The following is a 21,730-nucleotide window of genomic DNA, read 5'->3' as shown; positions in this document are numbered from 1 at the left end:
GCCGCCGGGTGTTTTGCGTCAACAGGCCATGGACGGCGGGGGTCGGTCCCGAACAATGCAGCGACCGAACGGCGTGCAAGGTTCGACGCAAGCGGCAAGACGATTTCCCCCGCCCCGTACAGGTTGTCGCGCCGGCTTCAAGAAAGCGGTCTAAGCTCCCGTTGCGCTTCATCATTCAACCCGGCCGCCACGGCGCCCGACGCCCGTGCAACGGCCCCTTCCGTCGTGAGGAGCTGATCCACCCATGTCGACCTCGCCGTCGCCATCCAACCTATCGCGCACCGAGCGCGCCGCGCGCAATGTCCGTGCGGCCCGTGCCGCCCTCTCCCGTGCCTCGCGCCGCGCCGTGATGACGGCCGCCATGGCCCTGGGCGCCAGCCTGCTGATCAATGCCCAGGCGCATGCCGCCCCGACCGTGGGCCAGAAGGCGCCCGACTTTGTTGCCGTGGACACCAACGGCCAGCGCCACCAGCTGTCCGACTTTGCCGGCAAGTACGTGGTGCTCGAATGGACCAACCCCGGCTGCCCGTTCGTGCGCAAGCACTACGGCAGCGGGAACATGCCCGCCACGCAGAAGGCCGCCACCGCGCGGGGCGCGGTATGGCTGGCCATCAACTCCACCGAGCGCGCCGCCAGCGACTACCTGCCGCCGGCCGAACTGGCCGCCTGGATGAAGGCCCAGTCGGGCGCCCCCACCGCCGTGCTCATGGACGAGGACGGCATCGTGGGCCAGGCCTACGGCGCGCGCACCACGCCGCACATCTTCATCATCGACCCCCAGGGCGTGCTGGTGTACGCCGGCGGCATCGACAGCATCGCCTCGGCGCGACCCGACGACATCAGGACCGCGACCAACTACGTGAACCAGGCGTTGGCCGATGCCTTCGGCGGCCGCCCGATCTCGGTGGCGAGCACCAAGCCCTACGGCTGCTCGATCAAGTACCGCACGGGTTGAGCGAGGCCGGCGGCGGCGGGGCGCCAGCCACGGCCGCCGCCAAGTCCGTCACGCTCCGGGGCACCGCTGCGACAATCCGACGATGCCCTTCGCCCCCCTCCAGAACGACAGCTTCCTGCGCGCCTGCTGGCGTCAGGCCACCGACCACACGCCCATCTGGCTGATGCGCCAGGCCGGCCGCTACCTGCCGGAGTACGTCGCCACCCGCGCCCGGGCCGGCAGCTTCATGGGTCTGGCCACCAACGTCGACTACGCGACCGAGGTCACGCTGCAACCGCTGGACCGCTTCCCGCTGGACGCGGCGATCCTGTTTTCCGACATCCTCACCGTGCCCGACGCCATGGGGCTGGGGCTGTCCTTCGAGGCCGGCGAAGGCCCGCGCTTCGCGCGCACCGTGCGCGACGAGGCGGCGGTCGACGCCCTGCAGGTGCCCGACCTGGAGCGGCTGCGCTATGTGTTCGATGCCGTGGCCTCCATCCGCCGCGCGCTGGCCGGCCGCGTGCCGCTGATCGGCTTCTCGGGCAGCCCGTGGACGCTGGCCTGCTACATGGTCGAAGGCAGCGGCTCCAGTGACTGGCGGCATGCCAAGGCGCTGATGTACGGCCGCCCGGACCTGATGCACCGCATGCTGGCCGTCAATGCCGACGCCGTGGCCGCCTACCTCAACGCCCAGATCGACGCCGGCGCGCAGGCGGTGATGGTGTTCGACAGCTGGGGAGGGGCCCTGGCCGACGGGGCCTTCCACGAATTCAGCCTGGCCTACACCGCGCGCGTGCTGTCGCAGCTCAAGCGCGAGGGCGCGGACGGCCAGCGCGTGCCGCGCATCGTGTTCACCAAGGGCGGCGGCCTGTGGCTGGAGGCCATGGCCTCCACGCTCGACTGCGAGGTGCTCGGCCTGGACTGGACGGTCGACCTGGCCGTGGCCCGCGCCCGCGTGGGCGAGGGCCCGAATGGCAAGGCGCTGCAGGGCAACCTCGACCCCAATGTGCTGTTCGCGCCGCCCGGCCGGGTGGCGGCCGAGGCCGTGCGCCTGCTCGACCGTTTCGGTGCGCCGCACCGCGATCCGGCCACCACCGGCCCGACCCACATCTTCAACCTGGGCCACGGCATCAGCCAGTTCACGCCGCCCGAGCATGTCGCGGCGCTGGTGGAGGCCGTTCATCGGCATTCGCGCGCCCAGCGGACTGCATGACGGCCGGCCGCCGCTGCATGCATTGAGGGAGCAGCCAGCCCGCATGGGACGGGCACCGGCAGGGTTTTTGGCGCTTTGTCAAGCCTCCGTGCCATTACTTATGCACAAAGTTCGTGCTGCGGTGCGCCATAACACCGGGACACTGCCATGGCGGAGCCCCTGCCGTCCAGCACTGCTAAGTGATTGATTCGTATGGATTCGTCACCCTGCCCTTTTTACGGGCAATCTGGCCAAGGCCTTGATTTGACGGGCTTTGGCGGCCTTCGCAGCCGCCTATCAACAAAGTTATCCACAGGAACTCTGGATGACTGCCAAACTCCCGAAAAATCAAACACTTAGATGTTGCTTGTCGAAACAAGCATGAACGAAGCGTCCCAAACCGGGGTTCGCGTGCGGGTGGCGGTGCAGACGCCGGCCCACAGCGGCATCTCCGAACCTTTGACCTACATCACGCCAAGCCCGGTGCCGGCAGGGGCGCTGGTGCGCGTGCCGCTGGGCCAGCGCGAGGTGTTGGGCGTGGTGTGGGGCGAGGCCGGGGAGGAGCCCGCAGGCACCACCCTGCGCGCCGTGGCCGCCGTGCTGGAGGGCCTGCCGCCCCTGTCGGCCGGCTGGCGCGACCTGGTGGAATTCGCGGCCCGCTATTACCAGCGCGCCATCGGCGAAGTGGCGCTGGCCGGCCTGCCGCCCCAGTTGCGGGAGCTGGGTGCCGACCAGCTCGCGCGGCGGCTGGCCCGCCAGCCCAAGGCTGCGGCGGCGCCCGTGGAAGGCGACGCGCCCCGCCCGCCCACCGCCGAGCAGGCGGCCGTGCTGGCCGAACTGCGCGCGGGCGATGCGGGCGTCTTCCTGCTGCACGGCAGCACCGGCAGCGGCAAGACCGAGGTCTACCTGCAGGCCGTGGCCGAGCTGCTGGAGGCCGACCCCGAGGCGCAGGCCCTGGTGATGGTGCCGGAGATCAACCTCACGCCCCAGCTGGAGGCCCGCTTCGTCGCCCGCTTCGCGCCGGTCTACGGCCCGGGCGCGGTGGTGTCGATGCACAGCGGCATGACGAATCCCCAGCGCCTGGCCAGCTGGCTGGCGGCACACCTGGGCCGCGCCCGCATCGTGCTGGGCACGCGCATGGCCATCTTCGCCAGCCTGCCCCGGCTGGCGCTGCTCGTCGTCGATGAGGAACACGACCCCAGCTACAAGCAGCAGGAAGGCGCCCGCTATTCCGCCCGCGACCTCGCCGTGTGGCGGGGGCGGCGCGAAGGCGCCCGGGTGCTGCTGGGCTCGGCCACGCCGTCGCTGGAAAGCTGGTGGGGCAGCCGCCCGCCGTCGGACGGCGATGCCGGGGGCCGCTACCGGCGCCTGTCCATGCCCAGCCGCGTCGGGGCCGGCGACCTGCCCACCGTCCGGCTGGTGGACATGAACCTGCAGCCGCCGCGCACCCGGCTGTCGGCGGCGCTGGTGGACGCCATCGCCCAGCGCGTGGCCCGCGGCGAGCAGAGCATGCTGCTGCTCAACCGCCGAGGCTATGCCCCCGTGCTGGCCTGCGGCGACTGCGGCTGGAAGAGCGAATGCCCGCACTGCAGCGCCTACCGCGTCTTCCACAAGATCGACCGGAGCCTGCGCTGCCACCACTGCGGCTTTGCCGAACGCGTGCCCCGCGCCTGCCCGGCCTGCGGCAACCTGGACATCGCCCCCGTGGGCCGCGGCACCGAACGGCTGGAGGAGGAACTGGCCGAATTGCTGGCGGGCGTGCAGCGGCCCGAGGGCGAGGGCGGCGGGCCGGTGCGCATCGCCCGCATCGATGCCGACAGCACCCGGCACGAGGGCGCCCTGGCCCAGCAGCTGGCGCAGGTGCACGACGGCGCCGTGGACGTGCTGGTGGGCACGCAGATGATCGCCAAGGGGCATGACTTCCGGCGCATCACGCTGGTGGCGGCCATCAACCCTGACGGCGCTCTGTTCTCCAGCGACTTCCGGGCGCCGGAGCGGCTGTTCTCGCTGCTCATGCAGTCGGGCGGCCGCGCGGGCCGCGACAGCGCCTGGCTGGCGGCACAGGGCAGCCGGGCGGAGATGTGGATCCAGAGCTTCCATCCGCAGCATCCGCTCTTCGCGGCGCTGCGGCGGCATGACTACGCGGCCTTTGCCGAACAGCAGCTGGAAGAGCGGCGCGCCGCCAGCCTGCCGCCCTTCGCCTTCCAGGCGCTGCTGCGTGCGGATGCGCGGACGCAGGAGGCCGCCCAGGCCTTCCTGACGGCGGCCAGCGCGGCGGTGGACGATCTGCCCGAGGCCGCCGCCGTGCAGCGCTATCCGGCGGTGCCGCTGGCGATCCAGCGCGTGGCCAATGTGGAACGGGCGCAGATGCTGGTGGAAAGCGAATCGCGGGTGGCGCTGCAGCGCCTGCTGACGCACTGGCATCCGCGGCTGCATGCGCTGCGGCGCGGTCCGGAGGGGCAGGGGATCATCCGGTGGCTGATCGACGTGGATCCTCAGGCGATCTGAGGCGCGCTCCGGCGCCGTCTTGGCCTTTCACCGCGAGACGGTCACCCCAGCCCGCGCGGTGTGCCGGCGTCCCTCAGGCCTGACGGTGCTCGATGTGCCCGAGCGGCGGCTTGATGACCTGCACGTAGGAGAGCACCCGCCGGCGCGTCGAGCGCAGGCGGACGGCCCACGCGCCGATCGCGAGCAGGACGGCGCTAGCCGCCAGGAGGGCGGCGGCCCATCGCACCTGGCCGTGCGCGGCCATTGCACCCACCGCGGCCAGTGCCGCCACGGCGACCATCACGCGAACCCATGTCTGCATGATCAGAACCTCTGAAACATGCGCTCACATTAGGCCGGACGGCGACTGTGCGGCGTAGGAATACCTCGCATGCCGAGGGTGACGAAAGGCCTATGGCGCTCGGCCGCGGCCGCCGCTCAGCGCAGGAGGGCCATCGCGAGCGGAAAGCTCAGGAAGGCGCCGACCGTCGTCCACAGGATGATCCGCGCCACCCGGCCGGTGTCCGCGCCATAGCGCTCGGCCAGCATCGAGACATTGCTGGCACTGGGCAGCGCCGCCGTGAGCACCAGCGCCACGCCGGCCAGCGGCGACAGCCCGGTGCCTGCAGCCGCCAGCGCCGTCACCAGGCCAAGCACCAGCAGCGGATGCACCAGCAGCTTGAAGCCCACCACCGGCAGCAGGTCGCGCAGCGCGGCGCGCCACGGCGGCTGCGCGCCGCCCTCGCGCGCCCGCAGGGCCGAGCGCGCCAGCACCGCGCCGATGGTGAACAGCGCCGCCGGCGACGCCGCGTCCGCCAGCATGCCCACCGTGCGGTCGACCGGTGCCGGCAGCCGCCATTGCAGCGCGGAGGCCAGCGCGCCCAGCACCATCGACCAGGGCATCGGGTTGCGCACGATGCCGCCCAGCGCGCGCCGCACGGCCTGCGCCGCGGCGCCGCCCTCGTGCGTGTCCAGCCGCGACAGGGCGATGCACAGCGAGGAGGTCAGCACCATGTCGAAGGCGATGGTGACGATCACCGGCCCCGCGACTGCCGGCCCCAGCAGCGCGGCCAAGAGCGGCACCCCCATGAAGCCGGTGTTGGGAAAGGCGGCCACCAGCGCGCCGAAGGCGGCGTCGTTCCAGGGGTGTCCGGCGCGCCGCGCGGCGGCGGTGGCCAGCGCCACCATCGCCAGTGCGGCCACGCCCCACACCAGCGCCACCCGTGCATCGAGCAGTTGCGCCAGCGGCGTGCCGGCCGCGAAGCGGAACAGCATGCAAGGTAGCGCGAAGTACAGGACGAAGACGTTGAGGCCCGGAATCGCCTCGACGGGCATCAGGCCGCGCCGGGCGGCCAGGTAGCCGAGGGCAATCAGCGCGAAGAAGGGGAAGGTGGCGGCAAAGACGGCAAGCACGGCGGCGCATTCTCGTCGCCAGCCCCCCGCCAGTATCATTGCGCGCTTTTGCGTCCGGCCGATCCAGCGCCGCGGCGCCTGCAGCCCTCCCCCCTCTTGCCATGTCCTCCGGCCTCAATCTCGCCCAGCAGGAAGCGGTCAACTACCTCCACGGGCCCTGCCTGGTGCTCGCCGGCGCGGGTTCGGGCAAGACGCGGGTGATCACCCACAAGATCGCGCGCCTGATCCAGGCCGGGCTGGAGCCCAAGCGCATCGCGGCCATCACCTTCACCAACAAGGCGGCGGCCGAGATGCGCGAGCGGGCCAAGGGCCTGATCGGCCGCGACGCCAAGCACGTGGTGGTGTGCACCTTCCACGCGCTGGGCGTGCGCATGATGCGCGAGGACGGCGGCGTGCTGGGCCTCAAGCCGCAGTTCAGCATCCTGGACGCGGACGACGTCACCAAGATCCTCAAGGATGCCGGCGGCACCACCGACACGGCCACCGCCCGCACCTGGCAGTGGACGATCAGCAAGTGGAAGAACATGGGCCTCAATTCGGCCGAGGCCGAGGCCCAGGCGCTGGACGACAACGAGCGCATCACCGCCAGGATCATGGCCCGCTACGAGGAGCGCCTGACGGCCTACCAGAGCGTGGACTTCGACGACCTGATCGGCATGCCGCTGCAGCTGCTGCACAAGCACGAGGCCGTGCGCGACAAGTGGCAGAAGCTGCTGGGCCACATCCTGGTCGACGAATACCAGGACACCAACGCCACGCAGTACGAGGTGCTCAAGCTGCTGGCCGGCGAGCGGGGCCGCTTCACCGCCGTGGGCGACGACGACCAGTCCATCTACGGCTGGCGCGGCGCCACGCTGGACAACCTCAAGAAGCTGCCGATCGACTATCCGCAGCTCAAGGTCATCAAGCTGGAGCAGAACTACCGCTCCACCAGCGCCATCCTGCGCGCGGCCAACAACGTGATCGGGCCCAATCCCAAGCTCTTTCCCAAGACGCTGTTCAGCGAGCTGGGCGAGGGCGAGCCGGTGCGCGTGGTGGACTGCGACAACGAGCAGCACGAGGCCGAGCGCACCGTGGCCCGCATCCAGGGCCTGCGCGAAAGCTCCACGCACAAGGAATGGCGCGACTTCGCCATCCTCTACCGCGCCAACCACCAGGCGCGCATCTTCGAGCAGGCGCTGCGCCGCGCCAACATTCCCTACAAGGTGTCGGGCGGCCAGAGCTTCTTCGACCGCGCCGAGATCAAGGACCTGTGCGGCTGGTTCCGGCTGTGGGTCAACAACGACGACGACCCGGCCTTCCTGCGCGCGGTGACCACGCCCAAGCGCGGCATCGGCCACACCACGCTGCAGCAGCTGGGCGTGTTCGCCAGCCAATACAAGATCAGCCTGTTCGAGGCGCTGTTCTCGCCCTCGCTGCCCAGCGCCGTGCCCAAGCGCGGCATCGAGGGGCTGCACGAATTCGGCCGCTACATCAACGACCTCGAATACCGCGCCCGCCACACCGTGGGCGCCGAGGGCGCGCGGGCCTTCCTGATGGACTGGCTCAAGGACATCGAGTACGAGAAGCACCTCTACGACGGCGAGGACAGCGAGCAGGCTGCGGCCAGCCGCTGGACCAACGTGCTGGAGTTCTGCGACTGGATGTCGCAGCGCTGCGGCGGCCAGGTGGAGGACGCCTCGGGCGCCACCAGCGGCCCCGAGGCCAAGAGCCTGCTGGAGGTGGCGCAGACCATCTCGCTGCTGTCCACCATCAGCGAGCGCGAGCAGGACCAGAACGTGCTCACCCTCTCCACGCTGCATGCCTCCAAGGGCCTGGAATGGCCGCATGTGATGCTGGTCGGCGTGAACGAAGGCCTGCTGCCCTTCAAGCTCGAGGACGACGAAGGCCGCCAGGAGAAGGTGTCCGAGAACATCGCCGAGCGCCTGCAGGAAGAGCGCCGCCTGATGTACGTGGGCATCACCCGCGCCCAGCGCACGCTGGCCGTGAGCTGGATGAAGCGCCGCAAGAAGGGCCGCGAGATGGTGCAGGCCGCGCCCAGCCGCTTCATCGCCGAGATGGCGCTGGACAAGACCACGGCTAAGGAAGACCCGCGAGAAAAGCTCAAGGCCCTGCGCGCCGAATTTGCCCGCCGGGCCGCTGCGGCCTCGGCGGCCGAGCCGTCGAACTGACACATCCCGAGGACCCGCCGATGCGCCTTCTGCCCCCTTTGCTGATCGCGCTGGCGGTCACCGGCTGCATGAGCACCCGGGTTCCGCCCGGCTGTCCCGCCACGGCCAGCGACATGAAGCCCTCGGACCTCTATGGCTGGTGGGATGCGCGCTTCGGCCAGAACGGCGCCCTGGCCGACGTCGAATTGCGCCCGCATCCGGAATATGCCGGCAGCGTGCGTGGCACCATCGCCAGGGCCGGCTCCCCGCTGGCCCAGCTGGCGGGCGACGTCAATCCTGACGGTCAGCTCAGCCTCGACGAATCCCGGGACGGCCGCACGATCAGCGCGGTCTGGACCACAGACCTGCAGCCCGCCTCGTGCGGCAAGGAGTTCACTGGAACATGGCGCAACACCGCCACCGAGCAGAGCGTGCCCGTCGTTCTGCGCAAACGCCCCTCACCCTGAGCTTCCTGGCACTGACGGCGCTGGCCCTGCCCTGGACCGCCCAGGCCCAGATGCCCGCCCCGGCCCAGGCCGCCCCCGCGCCCGGCCTTCCCCCCAGCCCGCTCGCGGACGCCCAGCTCACCTGGCAGCAATGTGCGCGGCTGTCCACCGACAACGCCGCGCGGCTGGCCTGCTTCGACCGCTGGGCCCTGCAGCAGCAGGCGCCGGCCGCCACGCTGCCACCGGCCCCGCCCGCACTGGCCACGGCCCAGCCGCCGGATGCGCCCGCGGTGGACAAGCCCGTGGACGTGGCCCAACCCGCCACGCGCGTGATCGCCTTCGCCCAGACCGAGGGCTGCCGCGACCGCCAGTACTCGGTCCTCTCGCGCTTCTGGGAGCTCGAAGAAGGCAGCAGCTGCGGCACCTTCACCTTCCGCGGCTATCGGCCGCTGAACGTGTCGATCTCCACCGCCGATGGCCGGCCGCAGACGCCTACCTCGCCCGCCGAAGGCCATACCGGCACGGCCACCGCCTACCAGCCGAGCGAAATGCGCATCGGGCTTTCGGTGCGCACCAAGCTGGCCGAAGGCCTGCTCACCCGCAGCGACCCGCTGCGCCGCGACTCGCTCTGGTTCGGCTACACGCAGCAGTCGACGTGGCAGGTGTTCAATTCGGACCTGTCGCGGCCCTTCCGCACCACGGACCATGAGCCCGAGCTCATGTACGCCTACCCCATCGACCTGAACCTGCCCGGCGGCTGGCGCTGGCGCTATGCGGGTCTGGGGCTGGTGCACCAGTCCAACGGCCAGAGCCTGCCGCTGTCGCGCAGCTGGAACCGCGTCTACCTGATGGGCGGTGTGGAGCTGGACAACCGCTTCGCCATCACCGCCCGTGTGTGGCATCGCATTCACGAAAGCGAAGCCGACGACGACAACCCGGACATCACCAAGTACCTCGGCCACAGCGAGATCATCGGCACCTGGAACATGGACCCGGTCAACACGCTGCGCGGCACGGTGCGCGGCATGGTCGGCGGCAGCGGCAAGGGCTCGGTGCGCCTCGAATGGCTGCGCGCCATCGGCGACCCGGCCAAGAGCGACCTGCGCTTCCATGTGCAGCTGTTCCACGGCTACGGCGACACGCTGGTCGACTACAACCGCAAGCGCACCGTCCTTTCGGTCGGCGTCAGCCTCGTGGATTTTTGATGCCCACCCCCGTTGCTTGCTCACTGCGTGTAGCCGCCTCCCCCCTCCAGGGGGCGCACCCAGCAGCCCGGCGAAGCCGGTTCCGCAGGTGCCCTGACGTGGCCTGCTCCGCGGCCGCTCGAAATATCGACAAGCTCATCTGATCATGGCAAGACGTCCCCGCATCGGCCTGGCGCTGGGCAGCGGCTCGGCGCGGGGCTGGTCGCACATCGGGGTGATCCGCACCCTGGAGCAGGCGGGCTATGCGCCCGACGTGGTCTGCGGCACCTCCATCGGCGCGCTGGTCGGCGCCATCTATGCGGCGGGCCGGCTCGACTGGCTGGAAGACTGGGTGCGCAAGCTCACCTGGTCGGGCACGGTGGCCATGCTGGACCTCAAGATGGGCGGCGGGCTGATCGAAGGCGGCAAGCTGCTGAAATTCTTCCGCGAGCATTCGCAGGACCCGGATTTCGCCGACCTGCCCAAGGCCTTCGGCTGCGTGGCGACCGAGCTGGCGACAGGCCGCGAGGTGTGGCTGCGCGAAGGGCCGGTGATCGACGCCGTGCGCGCCTCCATGGCCTTGCCCGGCCTGTTTACGCCGACGCAGCAGGAGGACCGGCTGCTGGTGGACGGCGGGCTGGTCAACCCGATCCCGGTGTCGCTGTGTCGCGCCATGGGCGCCGACCTGGTGATCGCCGTGGACCTCAACTGGGACCTGATCGGCCGGCGCAACCGCACCGCCTCCACCGATGGCACGTCCGTGGCCGAGCTGCCCAAGGCCGGGGTGCTGGCCACGGTGCTCGGCAAGCTGCGGCCGGCGCCCCGTGCACCCGCCGGCAGCGGCACGGAGATGCCCTCGCTGCTGGACGTGCTGGGCACCAGCCTCAACATCATGCAGGTGCGCATCACCCAGAGCCGCATGGCCGGCGAACCCGCGGACGTGATGGTGCGTCCGCGCCTGTCGGACATCGCCGCGATGGACTTCCACCGCGCCGCCGCGGCCATCGCCGAGGGCGAGCGCGCTGCGCAGCAGGTGCTGCCGCTGCTGGCCGACCTGGCGGTGCCGCTCAGGGATGGCGGCAGCCTGCCGCCGGTGACCGTCCAGGGCTGACGAACACTCTGGCATGACGAGGCTGACGGCCGGATGAGGCCGGCCGGCCCGCGCGCAGGTCGCCCGTGCGCCGCAGGCCCGTCCAGGCCTGACGCGGCCCAGCGTCGCTCAGGCCGCGCTGCGCAAGGCCGCCTGCAGCGTCTCGTGCACCGCCTCCGGGTCCGCCGGCTTGATCAGGTGCGCGGCAAAGCCGGCGGCCTGGGTGCGCTGGCGGTCGATGGGACTGCCGTAGCCGCTCAGCGCCACCACGGGCAGCCGGGCACCGAGGGCGCGGCCGATCTCCACGCCGCTGCCGTCGGGCAGGCCCAGGTCGGTGAGGACGATGTCGAACTCCTTCTGCGCGGCGCAGGCCAGCCCCTCGGCCACCGAGGCGGCATGCGTGATGACATAGCCGTAGTCCTGCAGGAAGAGCATCAGCAGCTCGGCCGCCTGGACGTTGTCCTCCACCATGAGCACCCGGGCGCCCTGGGCAGCGGCGGGGGCCGGCGGCAGGGTGGGCGCGACGCGCAGGGGCTGGGTCTCCTCGCGGTCGGCCAGCGGCAGGCGCATCTCGAAGGTGGCGCCCTGGCCGGGCCCCGCACTGGTAGCGGTGAGCATGCCGCCATGCTCGATGACCAGGTGCCGCGCGATGGCCAGGCCCAGGCCCAACCCGCCGAACTGGCGCGCCACCTCGCGGTCGGCCTGCTCGAAGGCCTTGAAGATGCGCTCCAGCGCGTCGGGCGCGATGCCGATGCCGTGGTCGACCACGCGCACGACGAAATGCCCGTCATTCACCTCGGATTCGAGCCGGATGGTGGCGCCGGCCGGACTGAACTTGATGGCGTTGCGCAGCAGATTGGCGATCACCTGCTTGATGCGCGCCGCATCGGCCCGCACCCACGCCCCCTCGGCCACGCCCCGCACGCTGAGCTTGAGCTTCTTGTCGGCCAGCGCGCCGCGCATCATCTCGCCCACCTCGGCGGGCAGCGAGGCCGCGTCCAGCCTGTCGGCCCGCAGGCTCAGCTTGCCGCTGGTGATGGTGGAGACGTCCAGCAGGTCGTCGATGAGGCGCGCCTCCAGCTCGACGTTGCGACGGATGCCGGGGATCAGGTCCTTGTGGCGCTCGGGCACGGTGGCCAGGCGCTGCAGCAGCTGGGCGGCGAAGGAGACCGCCGCCAGCGGATTGCGCAGCTCGTGCGACACGATGGCCAGGAAGCGGTCCTTGGCCTCGTTGGCGCGGGCCATTTCTTCCTGCGCCGCTTCGGCCCGGGCGACGGCGGCACGCAGGGCTTCGGCATTGCGGTGCTCGGCGGTGCGGTCGCGGATGATCAGGCAATAGCGCACGCGGCTGGTGGCCACGGGCGGCGCGGCGGCCGAGGTTTCGGCGTCCAGGCAGGCCACGACCACGTCGGCCCAGCAGGGCTCGCCGTGCAGGGGCTGCAGCCACAGCTGCGCGTTGAAGCTGCCGCCCGCGCAGCTGGCGTGCAGCCACTCCATGGGCTGCGGCCCTTCGCGACTCGTGAGGAATTCATGCAGGCCGCGGCCCAGGGCCTCCGACTCGACCGAGCCGAAGATCTGGCGCGCACCCAGGTTCCAGCGCAGCACGCGCGCCTGGGCATCCAGCAGCACCACCGCATAGTCCGCCAGCGAATCGACCAGGCGGCCGAAGAGCAGGTCGTTGTCCTGCAGGGCGCGCTCGGCGCGCACCCGCCCGTCGCGCACCGCCACCTCGCGCAGCGCGCGGTCCACCACCATGGGCAGACGCGACAGGCGGCCCTTGCTCACATAGTCGGTGGCGCCCTGGCGCAGCAGCTCGACGGCGTTGTCCTCGCCGATGACGCCCGAGACGAAGACGAAGGGCACCTGCGGCGCCAGGCTGCGCGCCAGCTCCAGCGCCTGCTGGCCGGAGTAGCCGGGCAGCTCGAAGTCCGACAGGATGAGCTCGAAGCGCTCCTGCCGCAGGGCCTCGGCATAGCCGGCTTCGTCGCGCACCGTGTTGACCTTCGCATGCGGATACGCACGCAACAGTGCCTCCATCAGCAACTCGGCATCGAAGACCGAGTCTTCCAGCATCAGCACCCGCAAGGGCGCCAGTGCGCCCCCCGCCGCAGCGGGCCGGGCGGCAGAGCCCGCGCCGGCGGCCGCCCGTTCACTCATAGCGGCGCGAGGTCTTGACCGAGCCGGGCGGCGGCTCGTTGAGCACCGCCCAGAACACGCCCAGGTCGGCGATGGCCGAGACGAACTGCTTGAAGTCCACCGGCTTGACCACGTAGGCATTGACGCCCAGCTCGTAGCTGCGCAGCACGTCGGATTCCTGCTGCGAGGAGGTGAGCATCACCACCGGCACGCTGCGCAGGCTGGGATTGGCGCGCACCTGCTCCAGCACCTCCAGACCGTCGACCTTGGGCAGCTTGAGGTCCAGCAGGATGACCGCCGGATTGCCCGTGCCGCGGTCGGCGAACTCGCCTTCCTGGTTGAGGTAGGCCAGCGCCTGCGCGCCGTCGCGCACGGTGATGACCTCGTTGGCCAGCTGGCTGCGTTCGAGCGCCATGAGGGTGAGTTCGAGGTCCCGCTTGTCGTCCTCGACCAGCAAGATGGGCTTAAGCATGAAGTTCTCCGGGCGCATCCTGCGCGGGACCTGGGGGATGGGGGGGCAGCACGAAGCCGAAGCGGGCACCGCGACCGGGTTCGCCATGCGCCCAGACCCGGCCGCCATGACGCTCCACGATGCGCTTGACGTTGGCCAGGCCGATGCCGGTGCCCTCGAACTCTTCCGCGGAATGCAGCCGCTGGAACACGCCGAAGAGCTTGCCCACGTACTTCATTTCGAAGCCGACGCCATTGTCCTCGACCTCGATGCCGCTGCCGTCCGCCTCGCGGATGGCTCGCACCCGGATCACGGCCGGGCTGGCGCCGCGGGTGTACTTGAGCGCATTGGCCAGCAGGTTGCGGGTGGCCACCTGCAGCAGCAGTGGGTCGGCCTCCAGCACGGGCAAGGGGGCGTCCACCGTCCACTGCACGCCGCGGGCGGCATCGCCGCGCGAGAGCTCATGGATCAGCCCCTCGATCAGGTCCGCCATCTTGACCGGCCGCAGCTTGAGCGCCGTGCGGCCCATGCGCGAGAAGTCGAGCAACGCGTCGACCAGCTCGCCGGCGAAGGCCGCCGCGTCCTTGACGTTGGAGAGGTAGCGCAGCGCCCGCTCGGACAGCTGGCGTCCTTCCATGTCGACCACCAGGTCCACGAAGCCGGCGATGTGGCGCATGGGCGCGCGCAGGTCGTGCGAGACGGTGTACGAGAAGGCCTCCAGCTCGCGGTTGACGCGGCTGAGTTCCGTGGCCACCGCGGCCATCTCCTCGGCACGCCGCAGCACGATGCCGATGAGGGCCTGGCGCAGTTCGTCGGCCGCGGCGCGCTCCTCGGCAGTCCAGGGCAGGCTGCGGCCGCGGATCTTCTGCGCCCAGCTGGAGAAGCTGCGCCGCGGATGGATTCGGCCGTCTTCCGGCCGCACTTCCTTGCGGGGGTCGCCCGCCCAGGTGATGGTGCGCACATGCTCCGGCCGGAACCACAGCACCAGATGCCGGTGCACCTGCGAGATCGACACCGCCAGGCAGCCGGCGATCTCCTGGCCTGCCGACCATGCCGGCACGGTGTGCGGGCTCACGGCGTCGTTGGCGTAGACCGGCTCTTCCAGGCCGGCGATCCAGCTGGCCAGGGCCAGCACCTCGGACTTGGGCGGGGTCTCGCCCGTGGTCCAGACCTCGTCGTCGAGCACCACGGCCGCGCCGGCGGCGCGCGCCAGCCGCAGCAGGGGTGCCGGCTCGGCGAGCAGGCGCTGCAGGCTGGCATCGCTGTCGGACAGGTGGGAGACGATCTCCAGGATCAGCTTGCGCAGTTCCAGCCGCTGGGCCGCCGAGGCATTGCTTTCCTTGGCCTGGATCTGCAGCGACACCAGCCGTCCGAGGTGCTCGCAGGCCAGGCGCGTGGTGGGCGCCAGGTGGCGCGGCTGATGGTTGTGGCAGGAGATCAGGCCCCACAGGCGCCCCTGCACCACCAGCGACACCGACATCGACGCCAGCGTGCCCATGTTGCGCATGTACTCGAGGTGCACCGGCGAGACGCTGCGCAGGCCCGACTGCGACAGGTCCACCGGCCGCTCGTCGCCCGGCCCGATCAGCGGCACCGGCGTGTAGTTGGCGTCGGGGATGATGCGGAAGTGGTTGAGCGTGTACAGGTCACGCGCCTGCGCCGGGATGTCGGAGGCGGGGAAATGGTGGCCCGTGTAGCGCTCGTAGCCGTCGTCGGCCACCTCGGCCAGCACGCGGCCGTCGTTGTTCTCGTCGAAGCGGTAGAGCAGGCAGCGGCCGAAGCCGCTGAGCTGCTTCATCTCGGCGACGGCCAGCACAGCCAGTTCCTCGATGTCGTCCACGGCCTGCAGCCGCGGCATGAAGGCGCGTGCCACCGTGTAGATGGAGGTGCTTCCGTGGGCGGGCTCTTCCTGCGGCGGCTCGAACTCCACGATGAGCCGGCCATCGCGGGCATGGGCCGAGGCGTGCATGTGGCCGCCCTCGCCCACCGCGAAGCTGCCCAGCGGCACGGGGAAGGCCTGCTCCGGGAGCGCCTGCAGCCCGCGGGCCAGCAGCTCGGCCACGGCCGCGTGGCGCTCATGCTCCGGCCAATTGGCGCTCCATGCGGACTGCCGGCCGGTGGCAATGTCGATCACCAGCAACCGGCCATGCGGCTGAATGGCGCCGGGAATGCGGATCGGCTCGTCCTCGCAGCGCGCCAGGTCGGCGGACTCCGGGCCCGGGGTTGGCGTGAGCGCGGGAGAGGCAGGGGGCGAAGTCATGCGGATGGATGGGCGCGCTCACGGCGAAGGTGGCAGACCGGGGAATCGGGGGCGGACAAAAGGTGGTGGAGCTTCTCAGCTTTTGCGGGGCGGCCTTGTAGGCACAGGCCGACACGCGACAGCGATTCCTGGAACACCACGCCCGACGGACGATGCCAAGCGGGTCGAGCGCCCATCGATGACAGCCGCCGGAAGGCCAGCCATTCATCACGCAGAGGCAAGGCGCGGGTAGCGGTCCGGGCTGACCTGCAACCCGTCGCCCGTACCACGGCAATAGAGAAGAATCCGCGCAACCGAGAGGACGCGCGATGCGCAAAAGCAGATTCACAGACGAGCAAGTCATCGGGTTCATCAAGCAGGCTGACGCCGGCATGAGCGTGGCGGACCTGTGCCGCCGAGAGGGGTTCAGCTCGGCCACGTTCTACAAGTGGCGGGCCAAGTTCGGCGGCATGGAGGCCAGCGATGCCAAGCGGCTGCGCGAGCTGGAAGCCGAGAACAACCGGCTCAAGAAGCTGCTGGCCGAGGCGGTGCTGGACAACGAGGCGCTGAAGGTGGCCTTTGGCGTAAAGCGCTGAGCCCACCGGCGAAGCGACGCGCGGTGGGCACGATGCTGGAAGCGAGCTCGATCAGTGAACGGCGCGCCTGCGCCTTGGTGGGACTGTCGCGCGACAGCTGGCGGCATCCGCCCCAGCGTGCGCAGCACGACCTGGCGATGAGCCAGCGCATCGTCGAGTTGGCGCACGAGCGGCGGCGCTTCGGCTACCGGCGCATCGGCGATCTGCTACGGGCCGCAGGCACCAAGATCAACGACAAGCGCGTGTACCGGCTCTACAAGCTGGCCGACCTGTCGGTGCGCAAGCGCCGCGGCAGGCAGCGTCTGAAGCTCGAACGCGTGCCGCTGCATGAGTGCCGCAGCGTCAACGAGGTGTGGAGCATGGACTTCGTCAGCGACAGCTTGGCCAGCGGACGGCGCATCAAATGCCTGACCGTCACCGACGACTTCAGCCACGAGTGCGTGGACCTCGCGGTGGACCACGGCATCGGCGGCCAGTACGTTGTGCGCGTACTCGATCAGGTGGCGCGGTTCCGGGGCTACCCGCAGGCCGTCAGAACCGACCAGGGGCCGGAGTTCACGAGTCGGGCCTTCATGGCCTGGGCGCAGGCCAAGGGCGTGCGCCACATCCTTAACCAGCCGGGCAAGCCCACGCAGAACGCCTACATCGAGAGCTTCAACGGCAAGTTCCGCGACGAGTGCCTGAACGAGCATTGGTTCCAAAGCCTGAAGCAGGCGCGCGACGAGATTGCACGCTGGCGGACCGACTACAACGAGGTGCGCCCGCACAGCAGTTGCGGGCGGATGCCGCCTGCGAAGTTCGCGGCCCAGCATCGCAAAACAGCCGGCGGCGCCGTGCCGGCGCCGCAGCAAAACCAGGAGTAATCTCCTTCAACCCAGCGGATTCCTCAAATCGACTGGTACGGGTTCTGGGGGCAGGTCATGCGTCAGTCTGCTCTTCTGTCGTGCTTGGCGCACCAGGATTTGCTCGGGCGTGGTCACCCGTCCCACGCCCTCCTTGGCTTCTTCCAACGCCTGGCGCAGATCGGGCAGCACCTCGTCCGCCTCCCACAGAAGGACTTGTGCCAGGCCACCGGCACACCTCCCGATGCAAAATACGAAGCCGATGGTGGCCCGCCGGGTATCGACCGCATCCTGGGCGTGGGCTCGATGGAGCGGGGGCGGCAGGACCGCCGCACCTTCTTCCAGCCATGGGCGCTATTCTGGATGTCGTGTGCCACGGATGGCCACGCCAAGAACTTCAGCCTATTCCTGCGGCAGGGTGGGCGCTACCAGCTCACGCCGTTCTACGACGTGCTGTCGACCTGGCCAGGCATGGGTGAGCACCAGATGCCCGGCATGTGCTTCGAAGCATGGACTCAGATTTCGATGTCATAGCCCGGTCGGTTCAGGCAATCCATCAGCTTGCGCACGGAAAAACTCGAAAACTCGTCACGCTGCAATGCAGAAACCGTGGGCTGAATCGCACTGCCGTACGGGACTGACTTCAGACCCATCCTGCGCTTGCGTACCACTGTCGGTCGAAGCTCTCGCTCGCCGCAAGCGCCGTCAGCACCGGCAGCAGGAATTCGCGCAGCGCCGCAATCACCGTGGTCAGCGCCGTCGGCTCCAAGGTGTTCTTGCGTTGGAACGCCTGCCACTGCTTTGTCTTCTGCTCGTCCTGGCCGAATTCATCGGTGAGGCCAAACGGCAGGCCCGACGGGATGCCCGTGCCCCTTCGCTCGAAGGTGGCACGGATCGCCTGCGCGAGCACGGCGCCATCGAAGTTGGAATGCCGGGACAAAATCCATAGGTCGAAATAGTCCTTCATCCGGCTGTTGAGGATGCCGAGCTTGACCATCGCTTCGAGCTTTTCGGCGACCACGGTGTAGCGGGGATAGACCCGCAGTTGCGGCTGCGGCATGCCGTCGAGGATGACCGGGTATTGCACGTTTTCTGGTGCAGGCGTGACGGCATCGCCGAAGCCGATGTCGATCTGCACCGGACAGCGCGCGTTGTCCAGCAGGCCCAGCAGCGTGACGCGGACGCCCGCGTAGTTGGCCTCCTTGCGGATTGCAGCGGCCTTCACGCTGTCGGCCTGAAACACGATGCCGTCGTCGCTGGCGATCTGGCTGATTTCGCGGAACAGCTTTTCCAGATGGGGAATATCGGCGGAACCGAAGCCCAGCAGGTCGGCATCGTGCGTCGGGCGATGCGGCACGTCGAACCAGAGATCGAACAGCAGTGCGCCTTTCAACAGGAACTGCCCGCGCTGCTCCGAGACACTCAGGCGGTACAGCATCCGCTCCAGCGCATAGCGGATCAGCAGCAAATTGAAGTCGATTTTTTCGGCACGAGCCTTGTTGAGCAGCCGGGCACGAACCGATGCGGCGATGTTGCGCTGGTTCATGCCAGGCTCTCCAGATAGGGGCGCATCACGTTGGCCACGCGGTCGATCTTGGCGTAGTGCCAGATTTCGTCGCTGGCCATGCGCTTGGCGTTCCATGCCTCGCGCAGCGCTTCCAGCGCCACGTCGAGACCGATCTTGTTGCGGTACTTGAAGCAGTCGGCGACCGTTTTGGCAACGCCGGTGACGCGGACGGTGACGCCATCGACGACGTGCTCCTCGACGCCTTCGGTCAGCGCCGCGCCGGAGAAGCGCACGAGGCGCAGCGGTGGGTAGTCCAGCTTCGGCGTCGCCGCCTTGTTGTCGATGGCCAGCCACACCTCGAACGGGGCCTGCGTGGTCAGGTCGTGGAAACGCAGCGCCGACAGCAGGCATACCACGCCCTTAGGTACGCGCCGCGCGACCTCGGCCAGCGTGCCGTGGGCCGACACCGGGCGCGACGTAAGGCCGTACAGCCCGCGCCCGACGCGTTCCAGTTGCCCGCGCCGCACCGCCCGCGTCAGAGCCACCCGTGGGATGCCCAGCGGGGCCAGATCGTGCGGGCGCAGCAGTCCCTGCGTGTGCACCAGTGCCAGCAGCTTGTCGACGGTTGTGTCCATGATCCAGCATATTGTTCCATAATATAGGTAAATATTAATAAAAACCGATGAATGGGAACGTACGCCACTGGGTGCATATCTGGATGACGAGAGCGCTCTCACTGATGGATCTCGGCCCAAAGATCATCAGGCACGCTGCGCGTGACGAGCTCGCGGTCGAATGAACTGCATCACGTTCTCCTCTTGCGCAGGCATCTTTCCCACCTGCAAATCGTCAAGGAAGTCCGCCCACTGCTGCACCATTGTCTTGCGCTGCGCCAGGAAGATCGTGCGGTCGTAGCTGCCGCCCAGTTCCTCGTCCGACACGTGCGCCAGGTGGCGCTCGATGACGTCCGGGTCCCAGCCCAGGTACTCCCGGATCATGGTCCGGGCGGTGGCGCGGAAGCCGTGGCCAGTGATCTGCTCCTTCGTGTCGTAGCCCATCGTGCGCAAGGCCGCGTTGATGGTGTTGTCGCTGATGTAGCGGCTCTTCTCCGAACGGCGCGACATGCTGCGGAAGATCGGCCCCACCGGACCGGTCAACGGATGCAGGTCCCGAAGGATTTCCATTGCCTGCCGCGGCAACGGCACCAGGTGCGCCGGTGTGCGGCTGTCGCGCTTCTGCCATTCGCGCAGCTTCATCTTCTCGGGCGGGCAACGCCACAGCTCATCATCGAGATGGATGTCCTCCCATTCTGCGAGTCGCAACTGGCCAGGGCGCTGGAAGATCATCGGTGCCAGCCGCAGCGCGCAGCGCGTGATGAAGGCGCCGTTGTAGTCCCGGATGTCGCGCAGCAACTGACCGAGTTGCGCGGGGTCGGTGATGGCGGCGTAGTGCCGGCTGCGCGGCGCCGGCAGGCCGCCGGTGTTCTTGTTGACGAAGTTCCTGGCCGGCTCCAGGGCACCAACGTCCACCGCGTACTGGTACACGTGCTGCACCGCCTCGCGCACGCGCTGGGCCGTCTCCAGGTTGCCGCGGTCCTTGATTCGGTGCAGGCATCGCACGATCTCTGTTGGGGCAATCTTCTCGATGGGCCGGTCGCCGACCCAGGGGAAGGCGTGAATCTCCAGATGCCGGATGACCTTGTCGGCATAGCCGCTCGACCATTGCCTGTCCTTCCTGGCGCTCGCGACCCATGCGCGCGCCAGCAGTTCGAAGGTGTTCAGCGCCGCAACACGCTCCTGCTCCTCGCGCTGCCGACGCACTTCCTTGAGGTCCTGTCCACCCGCGCGCAGGTTGCTGGCCTCATAGGCCTTGGAGCGCGCCTGCGCCAGCGTCACTGCCGGGTACGGCCCCAGCCCGAGCTTGACGGTCTTCCCGTCCTTGTCGTAGCGGTAGATCCAAGCCTTCCCGCTGCTGCGCACGCGCAAGAACAGGTTGTCGCCATCATTGAGGAAGAACTCCTTCGGCCCAGGCTTGGTCGCCTTGATTTGTGTCTCGCTCAGCAGCCCCATCTCGTACCCCGTACCCCCGGAACGTGTTTTTCACGAGATCACTCTAGGGTACGGCTTGGGGTACGGGCAAACGCGGGATGTAACGGGACGACTTGAAACATTGTGGGCGACATTTCGGAGCCAAGTCCTTGTCGCACAAACAAAAACGCCTAGTCTGGAGGGACTAGGCGTAGGTGTTTGGTGGCCTGGGGCGGAATCGAACCACCGACACGCGGATTTTCAATCCGCTGCTCTACCAACTGAGCTACCGGGCCTTGAGGCTTGCCTGTGCGTTGAACATCAGGCGAGCCTCAGATTATAGCGCAGGTTTTTTCCCCTTGGACAAGTCCACGCCCAATTGTTTGAGTTTTCTGTAGAGATGGGTCCGCTCCAGCCCTGTCTTCTCGGCAACGCGGGTCATCGAGCCGCTCTCCATCGCAAGGTGGAACTCGAAGTAGGCCTTCTCGAAGGCATCGCGCACTTCCCGCAGCGGGCGGTCCAGGTCGAAGGTCTGCCGGGCTTGGGGCCCCGGATCGGGTGCCGCGGGATGAAGCACCGCCAGGATGGGGGGGACGGCGGCCGCCACGGGGTTGCTGGCCGGCACGGCGCTCACCGGCTGCTGCACTGGCGAGGCGACGGCGCGACGCCCCTCGTCGCGCATGAGGCCCTTCTCGACCTCCTTGAGCAGCTTCTGCAGCGTGATGGGCTTTTCGAGGAAGGCGGCGGCGCCGATGCGCGTGGCCTCGACGGCGGTGTCGATGGTGGCGTGGCCGCTCATCATGATCACTGGCATGTTCAGCAGGCCTGCCGCCGACCATTCCTTGAGCAGCGTGACACCGTCGGTGTCGGGCATCCAGATGTCGAGCAGCACCAGGTCGGGACGCTCGCGCTGCCGCGCTGCGCGGGCGGCGGAGGCGTTTTCGGCCAGTTCGACGTTATGCCCTTCGTCGTTGAGGATCTCGGACAGCAGGTCGCGAATGCCCAGTTCGTCGTCGACCACCAGGATGTTTGCCAT

At 69.1% G+C, this 21,730-nt stretch carries 19 protein-coding genes and 1 tRNA gene; 9 read left to right on the top strand and 11 right to left on the bottom strand.

The features are described 5' to 3' along the window. Window positions 1–244 precede the first annotated feature (244 nt). The 3 genes from DFR41_RS06520 (at window position 245) to priA (ending at window position 4,634) form a co-directional block, all read left to right on the top strand. Window positions 245–955 carry a thioredoxin family protein gene (locus DFR41_RS06520; protein ID WP_114802083.1) on the top strand — a complete coding sequence of 237 codons (711 nt, stop codon included), beginning with the start codon at window positions 245–247 and terminating at the stop codon, window positions 953–955. Window positions 956–1,037: 82 nt separating this feature from the next. Then, window positions 1,038–2,147: a uroporphyrinogen decarboxylase gene (gene hemE / locus DFR41_RS06515; protein WP_114802082.1), complete on the top strand. Its 1,110-nt coding sequence runs from the start codon at window positions 1,038–1,040 to the stop codon at window positions 2,145–2,147. Window positions 2,148–2,507: 360 nt separating this feature from the next. Beyond that, the gene (gene priA / locus DFR41_RS06510) at window positions 2,508–4,634 is read left to right on the top strand and encodes a replication restart helicase PriA (protein WP_211322553.1); all 2,127 of its coding nucleotides are present in this window, start codon (window positions 2,508–2,510) and stop codon (window positions 4,632–4,634) included. Window positions 4,635–4,707: 73 nt separating this feature from the next. Here the strand turns inward: priA and DFR41_RS06505 are convergent, their stop codons facing one another. Both DFR41_RS06505 and DFR41_RS06500 read right to left on the bottom strand, forming a co-directional pair. Continuing rightward, window positions 4,708–4,935 (bottom strand): hypothetical protein, encoded by a 228-nt coding sequence (locus tag DFR41_RS06505; RefSeq protein ID WP_017760245.1) that lies wholly within the window; start codon window positions 4,933–4,935, stop codon window positions 4,708–4,710. A 116-nt stretch (window positions 4,936–5,051) separates the two neighbouring features. Next, complete coding sequence (locus DFR41_RS06500) at window positions 5,052–6,026, bottom strand: AEC family transporter (RefSeq protein ID WP_114802080.1); 975 nt, start codon at window positions 6,024–6,026, stop codon at window positions 5,052–5,054. Window positions 6,027–6,127: 101 nt separating this feature from the next. On the opposite strand from DFR41_RS06500, the gene DFR41_RS06495 reads away from it, so the two are divergent. The 4 genes from DFR41_RS06495 (at window position 6,128) to DFR41_RS06480 (ending at window position 10,917) form a co-directional block, all read left to right on the top strand. After that, window positions 6,128–8,197, top strand: coding sequence for an ATP-dependent helicase (locus tag DFR41_RS06495; protein WP_114802079.1), 2,070 nt, complete (start codon window positions 6,128–6,130; stop codon window positions 8,195–8,197). A 20-nt stretch (window positions 8,198–8,217) separates the two neighbouring features. Next, the gene (locus DFR41_RS06490; RefSeq protein ID WP_114802078.1) at window positions 8,218–8,643 is read left to right on the top strand and encodes a hypothetical protein; all 426 of its coding nucleotides are present in this window, start codon (window positions 8,218–8,220) and stop codon (window positions 8,641–8,643) included. Beyond that, window positions 8,580–9,827, top strand: coding sequence for a phospholipase A (locus DFR41_RS06485; protein ID WP_170159320.1), 1,248 nt, complete (start codon window positions 8,580–8,582; stop codon window positions 9,825–9,827). The genes DFR41_RS06490 and DFR41_RS06485 overlap by 64 nt, the downstream gene beginning before the upstream one ends. Window positions 9,828–9,972: 145 nt before the next feature. Further along, window positions 9,973–10,917, top strand: coding sequence for a patatin-like phospholipase family protein (locus DFR41_RS06480; protein ID WP_114802077.1), 945 nt, complete (start codon window positions 9,973–9,975; stop codon window positions 10,915–10,917). A 108-nt stretch (window positions 10,918–11,025) separates the two neighbouring features. Here the strand turns inward: DFR41_RS06480 and DFR41_RS06475 are convergent, their stop codons facing one another. From DFR41_RS06475 to DFR41_RS06465, 3 genes are read right to left on the bottom strand one after another with little or no spacing between them, the layout of a single operon-like run. Continuing rightward, window positions 11,026–13,053 (bottom strand): hybrid sensor histidine kinase/response regulator, encoded by a 2,028-nt coding sequence (locus tag DFR41_RS06475; protein WP_114802076.1) that lies wholly within the window; start codon window positions 13,051–13,053, stop codon window positions 11,026–11,028. Further along, window positions 13,046–13,504 (bottom strand): response regulator, encoded by a 459-nt coding sequence (locus tag DFR41_RS06470; protein WP_017758603.1) that lies wholly within the window; start codon window positions 13,502–13,504, stop codon window positions 13,046–13,048. Before DFR41_RS06470 ends, DFR41_RS06475 begins: the two co-directional genes overlap by 8 nt. Beyond that, on the bottom strand, window positions 13,497–15,743 hold the full coding sequence (locus DFR41_RS06465; protein WP_114802075.1) for an ATP-binding protein: 2,247 nt from the start codon (window positions 15,741–15,743) through the stop codon (window positions 13,497–13,499). Before DFR41_RS06465 ends, DFR41_RS06470 begins: the two co-directional genes overlap by 8 nt. 308 nt (window positions 15,744–16,051) lie before the next feature. Here DFR41_RS06465 and DFR41_RS06460 point away from each other — a divergent pair. Both DFR41_RS06460 and DFR41_RS06455 read left to right on the top strand, forming a co-directional pair. Continuing rightward, a protein-coding gene (locus DFR41_RS06460) for an IS3 family transposase (RefSeq protein ID WP_114802074.1) occupies window positions 16,052–17,181 on the top strand; the annotation gives its coding sequence in 2 pieces (ribosomal slippage) (window positions 16,052–16,313 and window positions 16,313–17,181; 1,131 coding nt in all). Window positions 17,182–17,238: 57 nt separating this feature from the next. Beyond that, window positions 17,239–17,694: a HipA domain-containing protein gene (locus tag DFR41_RS06455; protein WP_017759301.1), complete on the top strand. Its 456-nt coding sequence runs from the start codon at window positions 17,239–17,241 to the stop codon at window positions 17,692–17,694. Here the strand turns inward: DFR41_RS06455 and DFR41_RS06450 are convergent. The 6 genes from DFR41_RS06450 to DFR41_RS06425 form a co-directional block, all read right to left on the bottom strand. Beyond that, window positions 17,676–17,813: an XRE family transcriptional regulator gene (locus DFR41_RS06450; protein ID WP_081682469.1), complete on the bottom strand. Its 138-nt coding sequence runs from the start codon at window positions 17,811–17,813 to the stop codon at window positions 17,676–17,678. The two genes, DFR41_RS06455 and DFR41_RS06450, sit on opposite strands and share 19 nt — an antisense overlap. After that, window positions 17,804–18,706 carry a nucleotidyl transferase AbiEii/AbiGii toxin family protein gene (locus DFR41_RS06445; protein WP_017759300.1) on the bottom strand — a complete coding sequence of 301 codons (903 nt, stop codon included), beginning with the start codon at window positions 18,704–18,706 and terminating at the stop codon, window positions 17,804–17,806. Before DFR41_RS06445 ends, DFR41_RS06450 begins: the two co-directional genes overlap by 10 nt. Continuing rightward, a complete protein-coding gene (locus DFR41_RS06440; RefSeq protein ID WP_017759299.1) occupies window positions 18,703–19,302 on the bottom strand; it encodes a type IV toxin-antitoxin system AbiEi family antitoxin domain-containing protein in 600 nt (199 codons plus the stop codon). The genes DFR41_RS06445 and DFR41_RS06440 overlap by 4 nt, the downstream gene beginning before the upstream one ends. A 126-nt stretch (window positions 19,303–19,428) precedes the next feature. After that, window positions 19,429–20,736 (bottom strand): tyrosine-type recombinase/integrase, encoded by a 1,308-nt coding sequence (locus DFR41_RS06435; RefSeq protein WP_114802073.1) that lies wholly within the window; start codon window positions 20,734–20,736, stop codon window positions 19,429–19,431. 178 nt (window positions 20,737–20,914) lie between these two features. Next, window positions 20,915–20,990 (bottom strand) — tRNA-Phe (locus DFR41_RS06430). A 41-nt stretch (window positions 20,991–21,031) separates the two neighbouring features. Further along, window positions 21,032–21,730 (bottom strand): response regulator, encoded by a 699-nt coding sequence (locus tag DFR41_RS06425; RefSeq protein ID WP_017759297.1) that lies wholly within the window; start codon window positions 21,728–21,730, stop codon window positions 21,032–21,034.

Source organism: Pseudacidovorax intermedius, from assembly GCF_003350475.1.
GTDB lineage: Bacteria > Pseudomonadota > Gammaproteobacteria > Burkholderiales > Burkholderiaceae_C > Xenophilus > Xenophilus intermedius.
Note: the sequence above shows the minus strand (reverse complement) of the source record. Positions and strands in the feature narration are given on the sequence as shown.